Source organism: Phycicoccus ginsengisoli (assembly GCF_054779295.1).
In genome coordinates, this window is sequence record NZ_BAAGYN010000003.1 from 109,604 (window position 1) to 125,923 (window position 16,320).

Genomic DNA, 16,320 nt, shown 5'->3' on the forward strand with positions numbered 1-16,320 from the left:
TTAGTTGAATGTTCAACCGATAGCGGGTATGCTCGGGTCATGAGCAGCAGCACGGACGCGCGCCAGCCGGTCCTCTACCTGAGCCACGGGGCGCCGCCGCTCGCGGACGACCCGGTGTGGACCCGGCAGCTCGCCGACTGGACGACCCGGTTCGGCAAGCCCGCCAACATCCTCATGGTCTCCGCCCACTGGGAGGAGGCGCCGCTCTCGCTGTCCGCCACCACCGGCGACGTCCCGCTCGTGTACGACTTCTGGGGCTTCCCCCAGCACTACTACGAGGTGACGTATGCCGCGCCCGGTGCGCCCGAGCTGGCGGCGTCGGTGGAGCGGCTGGTCCACACCGCGGAGAACCCGGTGCACCGGGACGAGACCCGGGGCCTGGACCACGGTGCCTACGTGCCGCTCGTCGAGATGTACCCCGAGGCCGACGTCCCGGTGCTGCAGATGTCGATGCCGACCCTCGACCCGCGCACGCTGTTCGAGCTCGGGCGCAAGCTCGCCCCCCTGCGCGACGAGGGCACCCTCATCGTCGGGTCGGGCTTCACCACGCACAACCTGCGCTGGTTCAACCCGGCCGCGGGGCCCGACGGGACGCCGCCGACCGCCTCGAGCGAGTTCGACCACTGGGCGGCCGAGGCGCTCGAGCGCCAGGACGTCGACGCGGTGCTCGACTTCGTGCACCAGGCCCCCGCTGCCCGGGAGGCGCACCCCCGGACGGAGCACTGGGCGCCGCTGTACGTCAGCCTCGGCGCTGCGTACGAGTCGGGTTCGCTGGAGAACGAGAGCGTGATCGACGGCTTCTGGTTCGGCCTGAGCAAGCGCTCCTGGCAGTTCGCCTGAGCGACGACGGGCCCGTCAGGGGATGACCAGCGACTTGCCCCGGGCGTGGAACTCACCCTGGACCCGGAGCGCCTCGGCGGCGTCCGCGAGCGGGTAGCGGCGGTCCAGCACCGGGTCGACGACGCCCGCTGACACCGAGCCCGCCAGCAGCTCGAGGTCGCTCCTGCTCCGCTGGGCGACCTTGAAGGCGGGCGCACGCTGGCTGACGAGCGCGAAGTACAGGGGCAGGCGCAGCATCCTGGGCAGCGGGTGCACCCACCGCGACTTCGGCGACGTGACCATGACGTAGGCGCCCTGCTCCCCCAGCAGGCGCCGGCAGTCGCGCAGGGACAGCGTGCCCGCGTTGTCGAGGACGAGGTCGAACCTCTCCCCGAGCTCGCGCACGTCCCCCCGGGTGTAGTCGAGGACCCGGTCGGCCCCGATGCGACGAGCCGTCCCGACGTTGCGCGTGCTGCACACGGCCGTCACGTGGGCGGCCCCGAGGGCCTTGGCGACCTGGACGGCGAAGCTGCCGACACCGCCCGAGGCGCCGATGACCAGCACCCGCTGGCCGGGACGCAGACCACCCCAGTCGCGCAGGGCCTGCAGGGCAGTCGTTGCCGCGACCCCGATGGTGGCCGCCCGCTCGAGGCCCACTCCCTCGGGCACGCGGACCAGCCGCTCCGCGGGTGCGACGACCAGCTCGGCGAAGGCACCGCCGTCGACCTCCCCGAAGACCTCGTCCCCCGCGGCGAGGCCCGCGACGCCCGCGCCCACCGCGTCGACCACCCCGGACACGTCGGCGCCCGGGACGTGCCGCTTCGGGCGGCGCAGGCCCAGGGTCGGGCGGGCGAACATGGGCAGCCCGGTGACGAAGTGCCAGTCGAGCGCGTTGACCGACGCCGCCGCGACCCGGACGCGCACCTCGCCCGGACCGGGCTCGGGCACCGGCACGGCGCGCACCTGCACGACCTCCTCTGGACGGCCGTAGCGCTCGTACACGGCCGCCCGCATCGTCACCGGGGCGCTCGAGGACGCCGTGTGCCCACGGTCCGCCACCCCTGCCGGGGTGTCGTCGGGAGGGGTGTCCCCGGCATACAGGTCGGTGTCGGTCATGGCGCGCTCCTCGGTGACTTACGATGTAAACGTACGCCGTAAGTTAGACCTACGCCGTAAGTCTGTCAACGGTCCGGGGCTACCATCGCTGCGGACCACCACCGGGAGGGAGACCGTGAGCGAGCCCGTACGCCGCGCCACGCCGCGCCGCCCGCTGAGCCGGCAGCGCGTGATGCGGGCCGCCGTCGACCTCGCCGACCGCGAGGGGCTGGCTGCCGTGTCGATGCGGCGCGTGGGGCAGGAGCTCGGCGTCGAGGCCATGTCGCTGTACAACCACGTGCGCGGCAAGGAGGCGCTGCTCGACGCGATGGTCGAGCTCGTCGGGGCCGAGCTCAACACGGCCGTCACCGCGCTCGAGGCGCCGGATCCCGCCACCGACTGGGGGGCCGCCCTGCGCGCCCGGTCCCTCGCCGCACGCGAGGTCATGCTGCGGCACCGCTGGGTCCCGGCCGTGCTGGAGACGCGCACCACGATGAGCCTGGAGGTGGTGCGCTTCTACGACGGTGTCGTCGCGATCCTGTCCGCCGGCGGCTTCGACCACGACCTGACCCACCACTCGCTGCACGCGCTGGGCAGCCGGGTGCTGGGGTTCACCCAGGAGCTGTTCGACCCCGGGGACGCGGGCGAGGGCGCCTCGGAGGAGGTGCTCGCGGCCATGGCCGAGCAGGTCCCGCACCTCATGGGGATGCTCGGCGCCATCGCCCACTCCGACGGGCCCGAGGCGACGCTGGGGTGGTGCGACGACCAGACCGAGTTCGAGTTCGGGCTCGACGTCCTGCTCGACGGCCTGGAGCGGCGTCGGGTGGCCGCCACGGCCGCTGCCCGGGGCCGATGAGGGAGCTGCCCGGCTGGGTCCGCTGGCTGCTGGTGGGGCGGTTCGTCAACGCCCTCGGGTCGATGGCCTGGGTCTTCGTCCCGCTCTACCTCGTCTCCGACCGCCACCTCGACGAGGCCACGGCCGGCTCCGTCGCGGCGGTCTGGGGTGCTGGGATGATCGCCGGCAACCTGGTCGGGGGCTCTGTCGGCGACCGGTTCGGCCTGCCCCGCACGCTGGCGGGCGCCTCGCTGGCCTCGGCGGTCGGCTGCCTGCTGGTGCCGGTCACGCCGACCACGGGGCTGCCGGTGGTCCTTTTCCTCATGGGGGCGCTCGGCGGCGTCGGCCGTCCCGTGTCGTTCGCGCTCGTGACGAGCGCGCTGCCGACCGAGCACCGCCGCCAGGCCACGGCGTGGATGCGGGCGGTGAACAACGCCGGCACCGTCCTCGGTCCGCCGCTCGGCGGGCTCCTCGCCGTCCACCACTTCGGCGTCGTGTTCGTCCTCGACGCCGCCGCGAGCCTGCTCATGCTCGGCGTCGTCCTCCTCGTCGTGCCAGCGGCCCCGGTGACCACCGTGGCCGCCGAGACGCCGACCCGGCTGGTCGCGGCGCTGCGGGCCGACCCGCGCTTCGTCCTGCTGCTGCTCACGGTCGTCGCCGCCGACACGGCCTACCGGTTCGCCTACTCGGCGGTGCCCTGGCAGCTCGAGTCGCTGGGGGCGGCGCCCTGGGTCTACGGGACGACGATCTCGCTCAACTGCGCGCTCATCGTCCTCTTCGAGCCGTGGCTGGCCCACCGGCTGCGCGAGCGGCCCCCGGAACGGCTCATCGCCGGCGGCTTCCTGCTCGTCGGCCTGGGGTGGCTGCTCGTCGCCCCGGCTCCCGGCCTCGCGCTCGTCCTCGTCGCGATCGCCGTGGTCACCGCCGGCGAGATGCTCTACAAGCCGACCGCCACCGCGCACGCGGCGGACCGCGCGCCCGAGGGGATGCACGGCCGCTACCAGAGCCTGTACGGCGCCGCCTCCATCGGCGGGACCGTCCTCGCGCCGCCGCTCGCCGGCGCCCTCTTCCAGGCCGATCCCCGGCTCATGTGGGCCGTCGGCGGGTTGCTCGGCCTGGGCGCGGCCGCGGCGCTCACCCTCACCGGCCGGTCCACCCTGCGGCGCCGGTCCGGGGCGTTCCCCGCCGCCTGAGCCGAGGGTCGCGGCCTTGCGCTCCCGAAGGGGTCAGGGGCTTGAGCTCCCCTCGGGCTCAGTGGGTTCCGGGGCGCCGGGTCGGGCCGGGACGCGTCGGGTCGGGCTCGGCGGGCTCGACGTGCTCCGGCACGACGATCGGCCGCCAGCGCGCCCAGCCCAGGAAGACGGCCGCCGCGACGGCCAGGCCCAGGCCGGTCCACAGGTTGGCGTTGACCCCGCCGGTCTTGTCCTTCGCCGGGTCGAGGAAGAACCCCGCGAGCAGGAGCACGACCCCGTAGATGCCCAGCAGCAGCCCGATGATGTTGCGGATGTCGAACGCGCCGGCCGTCTTGCGCTGGGTGCCGGCCGCGCGGGGCCTGTCGTTGTCGGTCATGGCTGCGCTCCTCTCAGAAGCTCACGTTGAGGATGATGACGAGGACGAGCGCGATCCCGGCGAGCGGCAGGGTCCGCTGGTACCACGGCTGGCTCGCCTCCTCCGGGTCGACGAGGTCCTCCCGGGGTGTCTCGGAGTAGACCAGGCCCTTGAGCTCGGCCACCGGTTTGGGCGCGGTCCCCAGCGACACGACGACGCTCAGGACGATGTCGACGACGAAGGCCGTCGACGCCGCGACGAAGCTGGCGCCCTGGCCGGAGAGCGGGATCACGCCCACGCTGGCGGACCCGAACGCGTCCTGGGACAGGAACGCCACCGCGACCGCGGACAGCGTGCCCGAGACCAGCCCGACCCAGCCGGCCGTCGCGGTCATCCGCTTCCAGAACATGCCCAGGATGAACGTCGCGAACAGGGGCGCGTTGAAGAAACCGAACAACGTCTGCAGGTAGTTCATGATGTTCGAGAAGCTGCTCGCGAACCCGGCCGTGAAGATCGCGATGAGGGTCGCGGCGACGGTGGCCAGGCGCCCGATCCGCAGGTAGTAGTCGTCGCTGTGGTCCTTGCGGATGTACCGCTGCCACAGGTCGTAGCTGAAGACGGTGTTGAAGGCCGAGATGTTGGCGGCCATGCCGGCCATGAAGGCCGCGAGCAGGCCCGCGATCGCGAGTCCCAGCAGGCCGTTCGGCAGCACGTCGCGCATGAGGAACAGCAGCGCGTCGTTGTATGCGACGCCCTCGCCCGAGGCGCCGCCCGGCACCTTCTCGCCGGCCTTGATCTTGCCGATCTCGCTGACGAGGACCGCCGAGATCATGCCGGGCAGGATGACGATGAAGGGGACGAACATCTTGGGGAAGGCGCCGATGATCGGCGTCTTGCGCGCCGCCGAGATCGACTTGCTCGCCATGGCGCGCTGGACCTCCACGAAGTTGGTCGTCCAGTAGCCGAAGGACAGCACGAACCCGAGGCCGAAGACGATGCCGACGACCGACCAGAAGCTCGAGTCGAACCCGGTCAGGGCGGTCCCCGGCCAGGAGTTGAGCTGGTCCGGGGCCGGGGGCACCTTGTCGGAGTGCTGCTGGGCGAAGGCGGTGAGCTTGCTCTCCACGCCGCTCCACCCACCCGCCTTGTGCAGGCCGATCAGGGTCAGCGGCACGAGGGAGGCGACGATCACGAAGAACTGCAGCACCTCGTTGTAGATCGCGGCCGAGAGCCCGCCGAGGGTGATGTAGGACAGCACGATCGCGGCGGCGACGATCAGCGCCACCCAGAGCGGCCAGCCGAGCAGCGCGCGCACGATCGAGCCGAGGAGGAACAGGTTGACGCCCGCGATGAGCAGCTGGGCCAGGGCGAAGCTGATCGCGTTGACCAGGTGGGCCCCGGTGCCGAACCGGCGCAGCATGAACTCGGGGACCGAGCGCACCTTGGAGCCGTAGTAGAACGGCATCATCACGACACCGAGGAACAGCATGGCCGGGATGGCACCGACCCAGAAGTAGTGGACCGTCGGGATGCCGAACTGGGCGCCGCTGGCGGACATCCCCATGATCTCGACCGCACCGAGGTTGGCGGAGATGAACGCCAGGCCGGTCACCCACGCCGGCAGCGACCGCCCCGACAGGAAGAAGTCGATGGAGTCCGACACCTGCCGCCGGGCCAGGACGCCGATCCCCAGCACGAACACGAAGTAGGTCGCCACCAGGAGGTAGTCGAGCCAGTTCGCGTCGATCAGGGTGGCGGCGGCCGGGGCGGCCAAGTGGACCAGGGAAGACATCGGCGGCTCCTCGCGCGGGCGGACCTCCCCAAACTAGGGGGTAGGTGACGCATCGGCACCCGGGAGCCGGCGGGCCGGGCGGCGCGTTGCGACGCCCGGCCGGCCCTGGTCCGTCAGCTGCCCGCGGTGGCCATCTCGGCGGCCGGCGCCTCGCCCGTGTCCACGTCGACAGCCGCGCCGCTGAACTGCGCTGCATACAGCTCGGCGTAGGCACCCTCGCGCGCGAGCAGCTCGTCGTGCGAGCCCTGCTCGACGATGCTGCCGTCACGCATCACGAGGATGACGTCGGCGTCGCGGATCGTCGAGAGCCGGTGGGCGATCACGAAGCTGGTGCGGTCGTGGCGCAGCGCGGCCATCGCCTGCTGCACCAACAGCTCGGTGCGCGTGTCCACGGAGGAGGTCGCCTCGTCGAGGATGAGCAGCGCCGGGTCGGAGAGGAACGCCCGGGCGATGGTGACGAGCTGCTTCTCGCCGGCGCTGATGTTGCCGCCCTCGGCGTCGAGCACGGTGTCGTAGCCGTCCGGCAGCGAGTGCACGAACCGGTCGACGTAGGTCGCCCGCGCGGCCGCGACGACCTGCTCGTCGGTCGCCCCGGGGTTGCCGTAGGCGATGTTGTCGCGGATCGTCCCGCCGAACAGCCAGGTGTCCTGCAGCACCATGCCGATCTGGCTGCGCAGCCCACGGCGGGTGAGCTGGGTGATGTCGACGCCGTCGAGGGTGATCCGGCCGGCGTCCAGCTCGTAGAACCGCATGATGAGGTTGACGAGGGTGGTCTTGCCGGCACCGGTCGGCCCGACGATGGCGACGGTCTGGCCCGGCTCGACGACCAGGTCGAGGTGCTGGATCAGGGGCGCGTCGGGGGTGTACGAGAACGAGACGTCCTCGAAGGCCACCCGCCCGTGCGTCCCCTCCAGGGTCGTGGGCCTCCCGCTCTCGGGCTGCTGCTCGGGGGCGTCCAGCACCTCGAAGACGCGCTCGGCGGAGGCCACCCCGGACTGGAGCAGGTTGGCCATCGAGGCGACCTGGGTCAGCGGCTGGGTGAACTGGCGGGAGTACTGGATGAACGCCTGCACGTCACCGAGGCTCATCGACCCGCTGGCGACCCGCAGGCCACCGACCACCGCGACGACGACGTAGTTGAGATTCCCGATGAACATCATCGTCGGCATGATGATGCCGCTGATGAACTGGGCGCTGAAGCCGGCGTCGAAGAGGTCGTCGTTCTTGGCGCGGAAGGTCGCCCGCACCTCGTCCTGCCGGCCGAAGACCTTGACCAGCTGGTGGCCGGTGAACGACTCCTCCACGATCCCGTTGAGCTCACCGGTGCTCTTCCACTGCTGGACGAAGTGCTTCTGCGAGCGCTTGCCGATGGCCGCGGTCACCCCCATCGTCACCGGGATCGTCACGAGCGCGATGACCGCGAGCAGCGGTGAGATGTAGAGCATCATCGCGACCATCGCCACGACGGTGAGCAGCGAGGTGAGCATCTGGCTCAGGGTCTGCTGCATGCTCTGCGCGACGTTGTCGATGTCGTTGGTGACGCGCGACAGCAGCTCACCGCGCGGCTGGGCGTCGAAGTACGGCAGCGGCAGCCGGTTGAGCTTGTCCTCGACGTCGCGGCGCAGGGTGAAGATCGTGCGGTTGACGGCACCGGTGAGGATCCAGCCCATCGCCCACGACAGCACGCTCGCCACCGCGTAGATGGCCAGCACGAGGAGCAGCACGCGGCCCACCGCACCGAAGTCGATGCCCTCGCCCGGGACGAGGTGGTCCATCCGCGCGATCATGTCGGCGAAGGTGCCCTTGCCCTGTGCCCGCAGCGCCTCGATGACCTGCGCCCGCGTGGCCGTGGCCGGCAGCCGCTGGCCGATCACGCCGGCGAAGATCAGGTCGGTGGCCCGGCCCAGGATCTTGGGGCCGATCGCGTTGAGGGTGACGCTCGCAACCGCGAGCCCCAGCACGGCATACAGGTTGTGGCGCTCGGGATGCAGCAGCGACAGCAGCCGCTTCGCCGACGGGACGAAGTTCTGCGACTTCTCCGCGGGCACGCCCATCCCCGCCATCGGGCCGTGCCGCTGGCCGGCCCGCCCGGCAGGGCCGCGGCGGGCCTCGGCGGCCCGCTCCTCCTCGGTCTTGACTCCCTCAGCCATCAGGCTGCCCCCGTTCCCCGGTCGGTCGTGGTGTGCTCGTGGGTGGGTCGCGCGGTCATGCGGCCGCCTCCTGCGCCGCTCGCTGCGACTCGACGATCTCGCCGTACGTCGGGCACGTCTCTAGCAGCTCGTCGTGCGTGCCGGTGCCGACGACGCGGCCGTCGTCGAGGACGACGATGTGGTCCGCGTCGACGATCGTCGAGACGCGCTGGGCCACCACGACGACCGCGGCGTCACGCGTCACCGGCCGCAACGCCGAGCGCAGGCGGGCGTCGGTCGACAGGTCGAGCGCCGAGAAGCTGTCGTCGAACAGGTAGAGGTCGGGCTTGGCCACGAGCGCCCGGGCGATGGCCAGGCGCTGCCGCTGCCCGCCCGAGACGTTGGTGCCACCCTGGGCGATCGGCGCCTCGAGGCCGCCGGGCATGGCGCGCACGAAGTCCTGGGCCTGGGCGATCCGCAGCGCCTCCCACAGGTCGTCGTCGGTGGCGTCCGCGTCGCCGTAGCGCAGGTTGGATGCGACGGTCCCGGTGAAGAGGTAGGGCTTCTGCGGCACCAGGCCGATCCGGGCCCAGACGTCCTCGAGCGCGGCGTCGCGCACGTCGACGCCCCCGATGAGGACAGCGCCACCGGTCACGTCGTAGAGCCGGGGCACGAGGGACACGAGGGTCGACTTCCCGGACCCGGTGCTGCCGATGATCGCGGTCGTCCGGCCTGGCTCGGCGGTGAGCGAGACCCCTTGCAGGACAGGGCTGTCCGCGCCGGGGTAGGTGAACGTCACGTCGCGCAGCTCCAGGCTCACCCTGGCCTTGGGCAGCGCCACCGGCGACTCGGGCTCGACCACCGTGGAGGCCGTCTGGAGCACCTCGCCGATGCGGCCCGCCGACACCGTCGCGCGCGGGATCATCATCGACATGAAGGTCGCCATCATGACGGACATGAGGATCTGCATGAGGTAGCTCATGAAGGCCGTGAGCTCCCCTATCTGCATCTGGCCGCTCTCGACGCGGTGCGAGCCGAACCACAGCACCGCGACGGTCGAGGTGTTGAAGATGAGCATGACGATGGGGAAGACCAGGGCCATGAGGCGGCCGACCGCCAGGGCCGTGCCGGTGTACTGGGTGTTGGCCTCGGCGAACCGGGCCTCCTCGTGGTCCTCGCGGACGAAGGCCCGCACGACCCGGATGCCGGTGATCTGCTCGCGCAGCACCCGGTTGACCCAGTCGACCGACTCCTGCATCAGCCGGAACTGCGGGATCATCTTCCGGATCACCAGCGACACCGACAGCGCCAGCAGCGGGACCGCCACGGCGACGAGCCAGGACAGCCCGACGTCCTCGCGCAGCGCCATGATGACGCCGCCCACCATCATGATCGGAGCCGACACCATCATCGCCGCGCCCATGAAGACGACCGTCTGCACCTGGGTGGCGTCGTTGGTGTTGCGGGAGATCAGGGTCGGCGCCCCGAACCGCGACACCTCCTGGGCCGAGAAGTCCCCGACGCGGGCGAAGACATCCGCGCGCAGGTCCCGGCCGAGGCCGGCGGCACAGCGGGCACCGAGGTACGTGGCCGCGACGGTCGCGACGATCTGGACGAGCGAGACGGCCAGCATCCAGCCGCCGGTGCGCAGGATGAACCCGGTGTCGCCACGGGCGACCCCGAGGTCGATGATGCGCCCGTTGAGGCTGGGCAGGTAGAGCGAGGCGATGGTGCCGACGAGCTGCAGCCCGATGAGCGCCACCACGAGGCCGCGGAACGGCCTGAGATAGGTGCGGATGATCGTGACGAGCACTACGAGTTCCCCCTGGTGGACGGTGGTGCGGTGGTGAGGGCGGGGACGCCGGTGAGCTCCCTCGCCGACTCGAGGAGGGCGCCGTCGAGCAGCACCCCGACGAGGTCCTCCGGCGCGGCGTTGCTGCCATCGAGCATCGGGTGCACGCTCGAGAGGGTGAGCATCCGCAGGTAGGCGAGGAAGTCGCGGGCCGGGATGCGCAGCGCGTCGGCGTCCGGGCCCACGAGGTCGACGAAGGCGGCGTCGAGCTCGGCGGTCGACTCGCGACGGCGGCGGGCCGCGTCGGCACCTGTGGGGTGGGCCAGCGGCTGCCCGCTCGCCTGGAGCACGCTCATCATCGTGAAGATGCCCGTGAGGTGCTCCTGCATGACCCCGACCGCGGTGGCCAGCCGCTCGCGCAGGTCCAGTGCCCGGTCGATCGCCGCGAGCTCGGCGAGCAGGCCCGCGTTGTCGAACGCCTCGTGGACGCAGGCGGTGATGATGTCGTCCTTGCTGCCGAAGGCCCGGAAGAGCGTGCCCTCGGCCACGCCGGCGGCCTTCGCGATCTCGCGCGTGCTCACCGACCGACCCTTCTCCCGCAGCAGGGGCAGGGTGGCGGTGACGATCGCGGCGCGACGCGCGTCGGGTGCCATCGGGCGGGCTCGGCTCACGGCATTCAGGCTAAGTGAGTGAGCACTCACTCACAATCGGCTTTTCCACCTGCGGCGATGGGCGCCGCCGTGACGGATGTCGGGCCCGGCGCTCACTCCTCACAGTCAGACGAGCAGGCCGTCGGCCACGAGGGCACGCAGCAGGGGCACGACCTCGGACCGCACCTGCGCCTCGTCCACCTCGAGCAGGGCTGCGATCGCCCCCACCGCGGCCCCGGCGTCCAGCGTGCCGTCGCACACGCTCACCAGTGCCGCCCCGGCGGTGCCCAGCCGGAGCACCCGGCCCAGGCCACCGCCCTGCCGGAGCAGGATGACCGTGGGGTCGGTGTCGCCGGGGCGGCCGTGCCGCTCCTCGGTCACGTCGTCGGCGCAGCGCCACGCCACCTCGAGCAGCTCCTCGTCGGTGTGCTCGGCCAGCCAGGTGCGTGCGGCCAGGCCTGCGAGGACGGCCGGGCCCATGGGGCTCGCGACCGGGCCGGTGGCCTCCGTGAGGTCGAGGAACGGCTCGCGGTCGCCAGCGGGCCGCTGCAGCGTGATGACGCCGAACCCGATCGCGCTCACCCCGCGGGACGCGAAGTCGTCGAGCCACGCGGCATACATCGTCGCGAACTCGCTCGTGGCGCTGTGGTGCCCGCCGTCGCGGGCCCACGTCTCGGCGTACTGCGCGGGGTCCTGCACCTCCCGCTGCACGACCCAGGCGTCGAGGCCGGACCCTGCGACCCAGCCCCGCACGCGCTCGCGCCAGTCGGCGTCGCCGACCACCTCCCAGTTGCCGAGGAACTGGGCGATCCCGCCGGGAGCGAGGTGGTCGCCGATCGAGCGCACGAGGTCGGCGACCAGCGAGTCCCCGGCCTGGCCGCCGTCGCGGTACTCGAACAGGGGCACGTCCGGGGTGCGCGGCGTGATGACGAACGGCGGGTTGCTCACGATGAGGTCGAACCGTTGCCCTGCAACGGGACCCAGCATCGACCCCTCGACCAGCGTCCAGTCGCAGCCGTTGAGCTCGGCGTTGAACGCGGCATACGCCAGGGCCCGCGCCGAGATGTCCGTGACGGTGATCGATGCGGCGTGTGCCCCGAGGTGCAGCGCCTGCACCCCGCAGCCGGTGCCGAGGTCGAGGGCGCGCGCCACCCGCGGGCGCGGCGTCCACGAGGCCAGCGTGGTCGACGCGCCCCCGATGCCGAGGACGTGGTCCTCCGAGAGCGGCGCGCGCGTGGCGAGCTCGGACAGGTCGGAGGCGACCCACCAGGCGTGCGCCTCGTCGGCGTAGGGGCGCAGGTCACAGGTGGCGACCACCCCCGAGCCCTGCTGGGTCACCAGGCGCAGCCGCTCGGCCCCCTCGACCCCGAGGGACGGGAGGGCCCGCGCGGCGTCGTCGCCGTCGACCGCGTCACCGAGGGTGAACAGGCGCACCAGCGTGGCGAGCGGGGTGCCGGCCGCGGCCGTGACCCGCTGCGCGGGCAGGACCTGCTCGCGGCCCAGCGCCGCGGAGGCGAGCGGCCCGAGCAGCTCCCCCACTGCGTCGACCGTGTATGCCGCCTGCTCCAGGTCGGCGCGCAGGCGGGCGACGAGGTCGCGGTCGGCGACTGGTGGTGGGGTGCTCATCCGTCGAGCAGGCCGCCGAGGTTGAACCCGCCGCCGCCCCCACCACCCTGGGACGGCGGCTGGGACCACTCGCTGGGCTGGACGATGACGAAACCCGGGCCGGAGAACGCGTACTGGAACGCCTCGCCGGAGCCGCCGCGGATCATCGACCGCACGTTCATGCTCGACACGACCCGGGGGACGAGGCTGGCCGACCACCCGACGCAGGCCTGCACGTCGACGTAGGTGGGCTGCTCGGAGCAGTCGAGCACGACCGGCTGGCCGACGGTGTGGATCGCCGCGGTGCCGGTGCCCTGCAGCATCGTGTTGAACAGCCCGCCGCTGAGCATGCCGGCACCCTGGACCCGCTTGATGTCCCACTCGATGCTGGAGTCGAAGGCCAGCAGGTTGCGCGCGTTGACCGACAACGCGTCGCCCGCGAGCTCGACGAGGAAGACGTACCCGGCCTCGGAGGCGAAGAAGACGTCACCCTCGCCGGAGACGCGCATCAGCGACACGTCCTCGCCGGTGACGACCTTCTTGAAGAGCTTGCCGACGCTGCCGGACCTCTCGTGGTCGAACCTGATGTTGCCCTGGTAGGACACCATCGCCCCCTTGACCGCGAGGACGTCACCGCCGAGGTGCACGCGCAGCATCTGCGGGTTCTGCAGGGCGAACCGCTGCTGCGCCTGGACCTCGAGGTTGGCCTGGTCGAAGAGGGGGCTGTGCATGCCGCCAGCCTAGGGGCGCGGCGAGGGGCGCCGCAGCCGCCTCCGGGACGACGACGCGGCCGGCACCACCCGTACCTCGGGGGTGCCGGCCGCGTCGGCCTCGGGGGTGCCGGCCGCGTCGGCCTCGGGGGTGCCGGCCGCGTCGGCGCGGTGGTGTCCTCAGCGGCGGGCCGGCTCCTCCACCGACTCGCTCCCGTCCACGGGTCGCTCCACGGCACCCCCGGCGCCGTCACCGACGGCGGGGGTGGTGCCTGCCCCCGGGGCGGCCGTCGCACCGGACGAGGGAACGGCTCCGGGGACCGTGGCACCGGTGCCGCTCGGGGCCGCCGCGTCCCTCGGGGTGACGGTGTCGTCGTCGCCGCCGATGGCCAGGTCACGCGACTTGGAGACGGCGACCGCCCCGATGACGATGACCAGCGCTGCGATGGCGATGCCGTAGCGGGCGACGTTGTTCTTCCCGTCGCCGATCGACAGGGTCACGATGGCGGGAGCGATGAGCACCGACACGAGGTTCATGACCTTGATGAGGGGGTTGATCGCCGGGCCGGCAGTGTCCTTGAACGGGTCCCCGACGGTGTCGCCGATGACGGTCGCAGCGTGGGCGTCGCTGCCCTTGCCGCCGAAGTGGCCGTCCTCGACGATCTTCTTGGCGTTGTCCCACGAGCCGCCGGAGTTCGCGAGGAACACGGCCATGAGCGCACCCGTACCGATCGCACCGGCGAGGAACCCGGCCAGCGAACCGATGCCCAGGCCGAAGCCGACGGCCACAGGCATGAGGGCGGCCAGCAGGCCCGGTGTCGCGAGCTCGCGCAGCGAGTCCTTCGTGCAGATGTCGACGACCTTGCCGTACTCGGGCCGGGCGGTGCCCTCCATGATCCCGGGGATGTCGCGGAACTGGCGGCGGACCTCGAAGACGATGGCGCCGGCGGCCCGGGTCACGGCGTTGATCGCGAGTCCGGAGAAGAGGAACACCACGGCGGCACCGATGAGCAGGCCGACGAGGACGTTCGGGCTGACGATCTCGAGGCCGAAGGAGGTGCTGAGCTGACGCTGGATCGCCCGGACCTCCTCCTGGCCGATGGCGCCGGTCTGCGCCTGCTGCTCGAGCTTGGCGAGGATCGGGTCGAACGTGCCCCGCCAGGCATCGGAGTACGAGCCGAACAGCGCCGTGGCCGCGAGGACCGCCGTGGCGATCGCGATGCCCTTGGTGATGGCCTTGGTGGTGTTGCCCACGGCGTCGAGGTCGGTGAGGATCTGCGCGCCCTCGCCGTCGACGTCCCCGGACATCTCGGCGATGCCCTGGGCGTTGTCGGAGACCGGACCGAACGTGTCCATGGCGACGATGACGCCGACCGTGGTCAGCAGGCCACAGCCCGCGAGCGCGATGAGGAACAGCGACAGGACGACCGAGCCGCCACCCAGCAGGAAGGCGAGGTAGACCGCGCCACCGATGATGACCGCGGTGTAGACGGCCGACTCCAGGCCGACGCCGATGCCGGACAGGACGACGGTGGCCGCCCCGGTGAGCGAGGTGCGGGCGACGTCGCGGGTGGGCCGCTTGTCGGTGCCGGTGAAGTAGCCGGTGAGCCACAGGATGATCGCGGCCAGGACGATGCCGATGACCACGGCGAGGATCGCGGTGACCCGCGGGTTGCCGGTCAGCTCCGTCACCGACTGGTCGGTCGAGCCCAGCGCCTTGAAGGTGCCGGGCAGGTAGACGAACGCGGCGACGGCGGACAGGACCGCAGCGATCGCGGCGGAGATGTAGAAGCCGCGGTTGATGGCCGACAGGGCGTTCTCGCCCGGCTTCACCCGGGTGATGAACACGCCGATGAGGGCGGTGACCGCACCGATCGCGGGCACGAGGAGCGGGAAGACCAGGCCGTAGGTGCCGAACGCGACCGAGCCGAGGATGAGCGCGGCCACGAGCATCACGGCATACGACTCGAAGAGGTCGGCGGCCATGCCGGCGCAGTCGCCCACGTTGTCGCCGACGTTGTCGGCGATCGTCGCGGCGTTGCGCGGGTCGTCCTCGGGGATGCCGGCCTCGACCTTGCCGACGAGGTCGGCGCCCACGTCGGCGGCCTTGGTGAAGATGCCGCCGCCGACCCGCATGAACATCGCGAGCAGGGCCGCGCCGAAGCCGAAGCCCTCGAGGACCTTGGGGGCGTCAGCCTTGTAGAGCAGGACGACTACCGAGGCGCCGAGCAGGCCCAGGCCCACCGTCGCCATGCCGACGGTGCCGCCGGTGCGGAAGGCGATCCGCATACCGCTGTCGCGGTCGCCCTCACGAGCTGCCGAGGCGACGCGGACGTTCGCCTTCACGGCCAGGCTCATGCCCAGGTAGCCGATCGAGGCGGAGAAGAGGGCGCCCACCACGAAGAAGGCCGAGCGGCCCCAACGGATGTTGGCGGTGTCGGCAGGCAGCAGGAGCAGGAGGCCGAAGACGAGCACGACGAAGATGCCGAGGGTCTTGAACTGCCGGGCGAGGTACGCCTGGGCGCCCTCCTCCACGGCAGCGCCGATCTCCTGCATCTTCTCGGTGCCGGCATCGTGCGACAGGACCTGCTGGCGGAAGAACACACCCATGCCGAGCGCGATGACGGCAACCACGGCCACCACGATCACCAGGGTGAGATTGGAGCCGTCCAGTGTGAGGGCACTGGCGGCAGGCGCGACGCGCAACATTCCATCCTCCTCGATGGGGAAACACTCCAAACCGCCCACGGGCACGCACGACTGCGCGCCGCACGAGGGGACGATGGTGGCGAGGGTAATGCACGTCACACCCCAAATGTCAGCGGGTGAGGAGGGTCACACGCAGATTTCGTGTGGCGTTTCCGCAGCGTGCGGACGTGCGAGAGAGGTTTTGCGTGGCGCCGCGGTCGTGCGCCACTGTCGTGTGGCGCGGGCTGCGGGCCTCAGACGGCCGAGGCCGCGGTGGCTTCCTCGACGGTGGGGTAGATGTGGAACACCTTGTCCAGCCCGGTGATCTTGAAGACCTTGAGGATCCGGTCCTGGGCGCTGACGATGCGCAGCGTGCCGTTCTGGCCGCGGACCAGCTTCAGCCGGCCGACGAGGACGCCCAACCCGGTGCTGTCCATGAAGGTGACACGCTCGAGGTCGACGACGAGCTCGGTGCGGCCGGCCGCGACCTGCTTGTCCAGCACCTCGCGCAGCAGTGGCGCCGTGTAGACGTCGATCTCCCCCGCGACGTGCACCACCGTCACGGCACCCTCTTCCGTGCTGGAGACCGACAGATCCACGCCTGTTGCCTTTCCGTGCGCTGACCGGGCGAGGAGCATCGTCCGCCCTCGGGCTTAC

General features: G+C 71.7%; 13 protein-coding genes. 3 read left to right on the plus strand and 10 right to left on the minus strand.

Features of this window, described 5'->3' with window-relative positions:
* The first annotated feature begins 39 nt into the window (after positions 1-39).
* Entirely contained in the window at positions 40-840 is an 801-nt protein-coding gene (locus ACYVDO_RS05680) for a dioxygenase family protein (RefSeq protein WP_460933632.1), read from the plus strand.
* 15 nt (positions 841-855) lie between these two features.
* Here the strand turns inward: ACYVDO_RS05680 and ACYVDO_RS05685 are convergent, their stop codons facing one another.
* Positions 856-1,935 (minus strand): NAD(P)-dependent alcohol dehydrogenase, encoded by a 1,080-nt coding sequence (locus tag ACYVDO_RS05685; protein ID WP_460933634.1) that lies wholly within the window; start codon positions 1,933-1,935, stop codon positions 856-858.
* Positions 1,936-2,050: 115 nt separating this feature from the next.
* Here ACYVDO_RS05685 and ACYVDO_RS05690 point away from each other — a divergent pair, with 115 nt between their 5' ends.
* Positions 2,051-2,770, plus strand: a complete 720-nt coding sequence (locus ACYVDO_RS05690) for a TetR/AcrR family transcriptional regulator (RefSeq protein ID WP_460933636.1) — start codon at positions 2,051-2,053, stop codon at positions 2,768-2,770.
* Complete coding sequence (locus ACYVDO_RS05695; protein ID WP_460933638.1) at positions 2,767-3,942, plus strand: MFS transporter; 1,176 nt, start codon at positions 2,767-2,769, stop codon at positions 3,940-3,942. The genes ACYVDO_RS05690 and ACYVDO_RS05695 overlap by 4 nt, the downstream gene beginning before the upstream one ends.
* Positions 3,943-4,000: 58 nt before the next feature.
* Here ACYVDO_RS05695 and ACYVDO_RS05700 read toward each other — a convergent pair whose 3' ends face one another.
* The 9 genes from ACYVDO_RS05700 to ACYVDO_RS05740 all read right to left on the minus strand — a co-directional run bounded on the left by ACYVDO_RS05700 (position 4,001) and on the right by ACYVDO_RS05740 (position 16,262).
* A complete protein-coding gene (locus tag ACYVDO_RS05700) occupies positions 4,001-4,318 on the minus strand; it encodes a hypothetical protein (RefSeq protein WP_460933640.1) in 318 nt (105 codons plus the stop codon).
* 13 nt (positions 4,319-4,331) lie between these two features.
* A complete protein-coding gene (locus ACYVDO_RS05705; RefSeq protein ID WP_460933642.1) occupies positions 4,332-6,089 on the minus strand; it encodes a sodium:solute symporter family protein in 1,758 nt (585 codons plus the stop codon).
* A gap of 113 nt (positions 6,090-6,202) precedes the next feature.
* Positions 6,203-8,239, minus strand: a complete 2,037-nt coding sequence (locus ACYVDO_RS05710; protein ID WP_460933644.1) for an ABC transporter ATP-binding protein — start codon at positions 8,237-8,239, stop codon at positions 6,203-6,205.
* Positions 8,240-8,294: 55 nt separating this feature from the next.
* Positions 8,295-10,031 carry an ABC transporter ATP-binding protein gene (locus ACYVDO_RS05715; protein ID WP_460933646.1) on the minus strand — a complete coding sequence of 579 codons (1,737 nt, stop codon included), beginning with the start codon at positions 10,029-10,031 and terminating at the stop codon, positions 8,295-8,297.
* Positions 10,031-10,681 (minus strand): TetR/AcrR family transcriptional regulator, encoded by a 651-nt coding sequence (locus ACYVDO_RS05720; RefSeq protein ID WP_460933648.1) that lies wholly within the window; start codon positions 10,679-10,681, stop codon positions 10,031-10,033. Before ACYVDO_RS05720 ends, ACYVDO_RS05715 begins: the two co-directional genes overlap by 1 nt.
* Positions 10,682-10,786: 105 nt before the next feature.
* Positions 10,787-12,286 carry a PqqD family peptide modification chaperone gene (locus tag ACYVDO_RS05725; RefSeq protein WP_460933650.1) on the minus strand — a complete coding sequence of 500 codons (1,500 nt, stop codon included), beginning with the start codon at positions 12,284-12,286 and terminating at the stop codon, positions 10,787-10,789.
* Positions 12,283-12,996 carry an AIM24 family protein gene (locus ACYVDO_RS05730; RefSeq protein ID WP_460933652.1) on the minus strand — a complete coding sequence of 238 codons (714 nt, stop codon included), beginning with the start codon at positions 12,994-12,996 and terminating at the stop codon, positions 12,283-12,285. The genes ACYVDO_RS05725 and ACYVDO_RS05730 overlap by 4 nt, the downstream gene beginning before the upstream one ends.
* A gap of 159 nt (positions 12,997-13,155) precedes the next feature.
* On the minus strand, positions 13,156-15,684 hold the full coding sequence (locus ACYVDO_RS05735; protein ID WP_460933654.1) for a sodium-translocating pyrophosphatase: 2,529 nt from the start codon (positions 15,682-15,684) through the stop codon (positions 13,156-13,158).
* A gap of 233 nt (positions 15,685-15,917) precedes the next feature.
* Positions 15,918-16,262, minus strand: a complete 345-nt coding sequence (locus ACYVDO_RS05740) for an anti-sigma factor antagonist (RefSeq protein WP_460933656.1) — start codon at positions 16,260-16,262, stop codon at positions 15,918-15,920.
* Between the last annotated feature and the right edge of the window lie 58 nt (positions 16,263-16,320).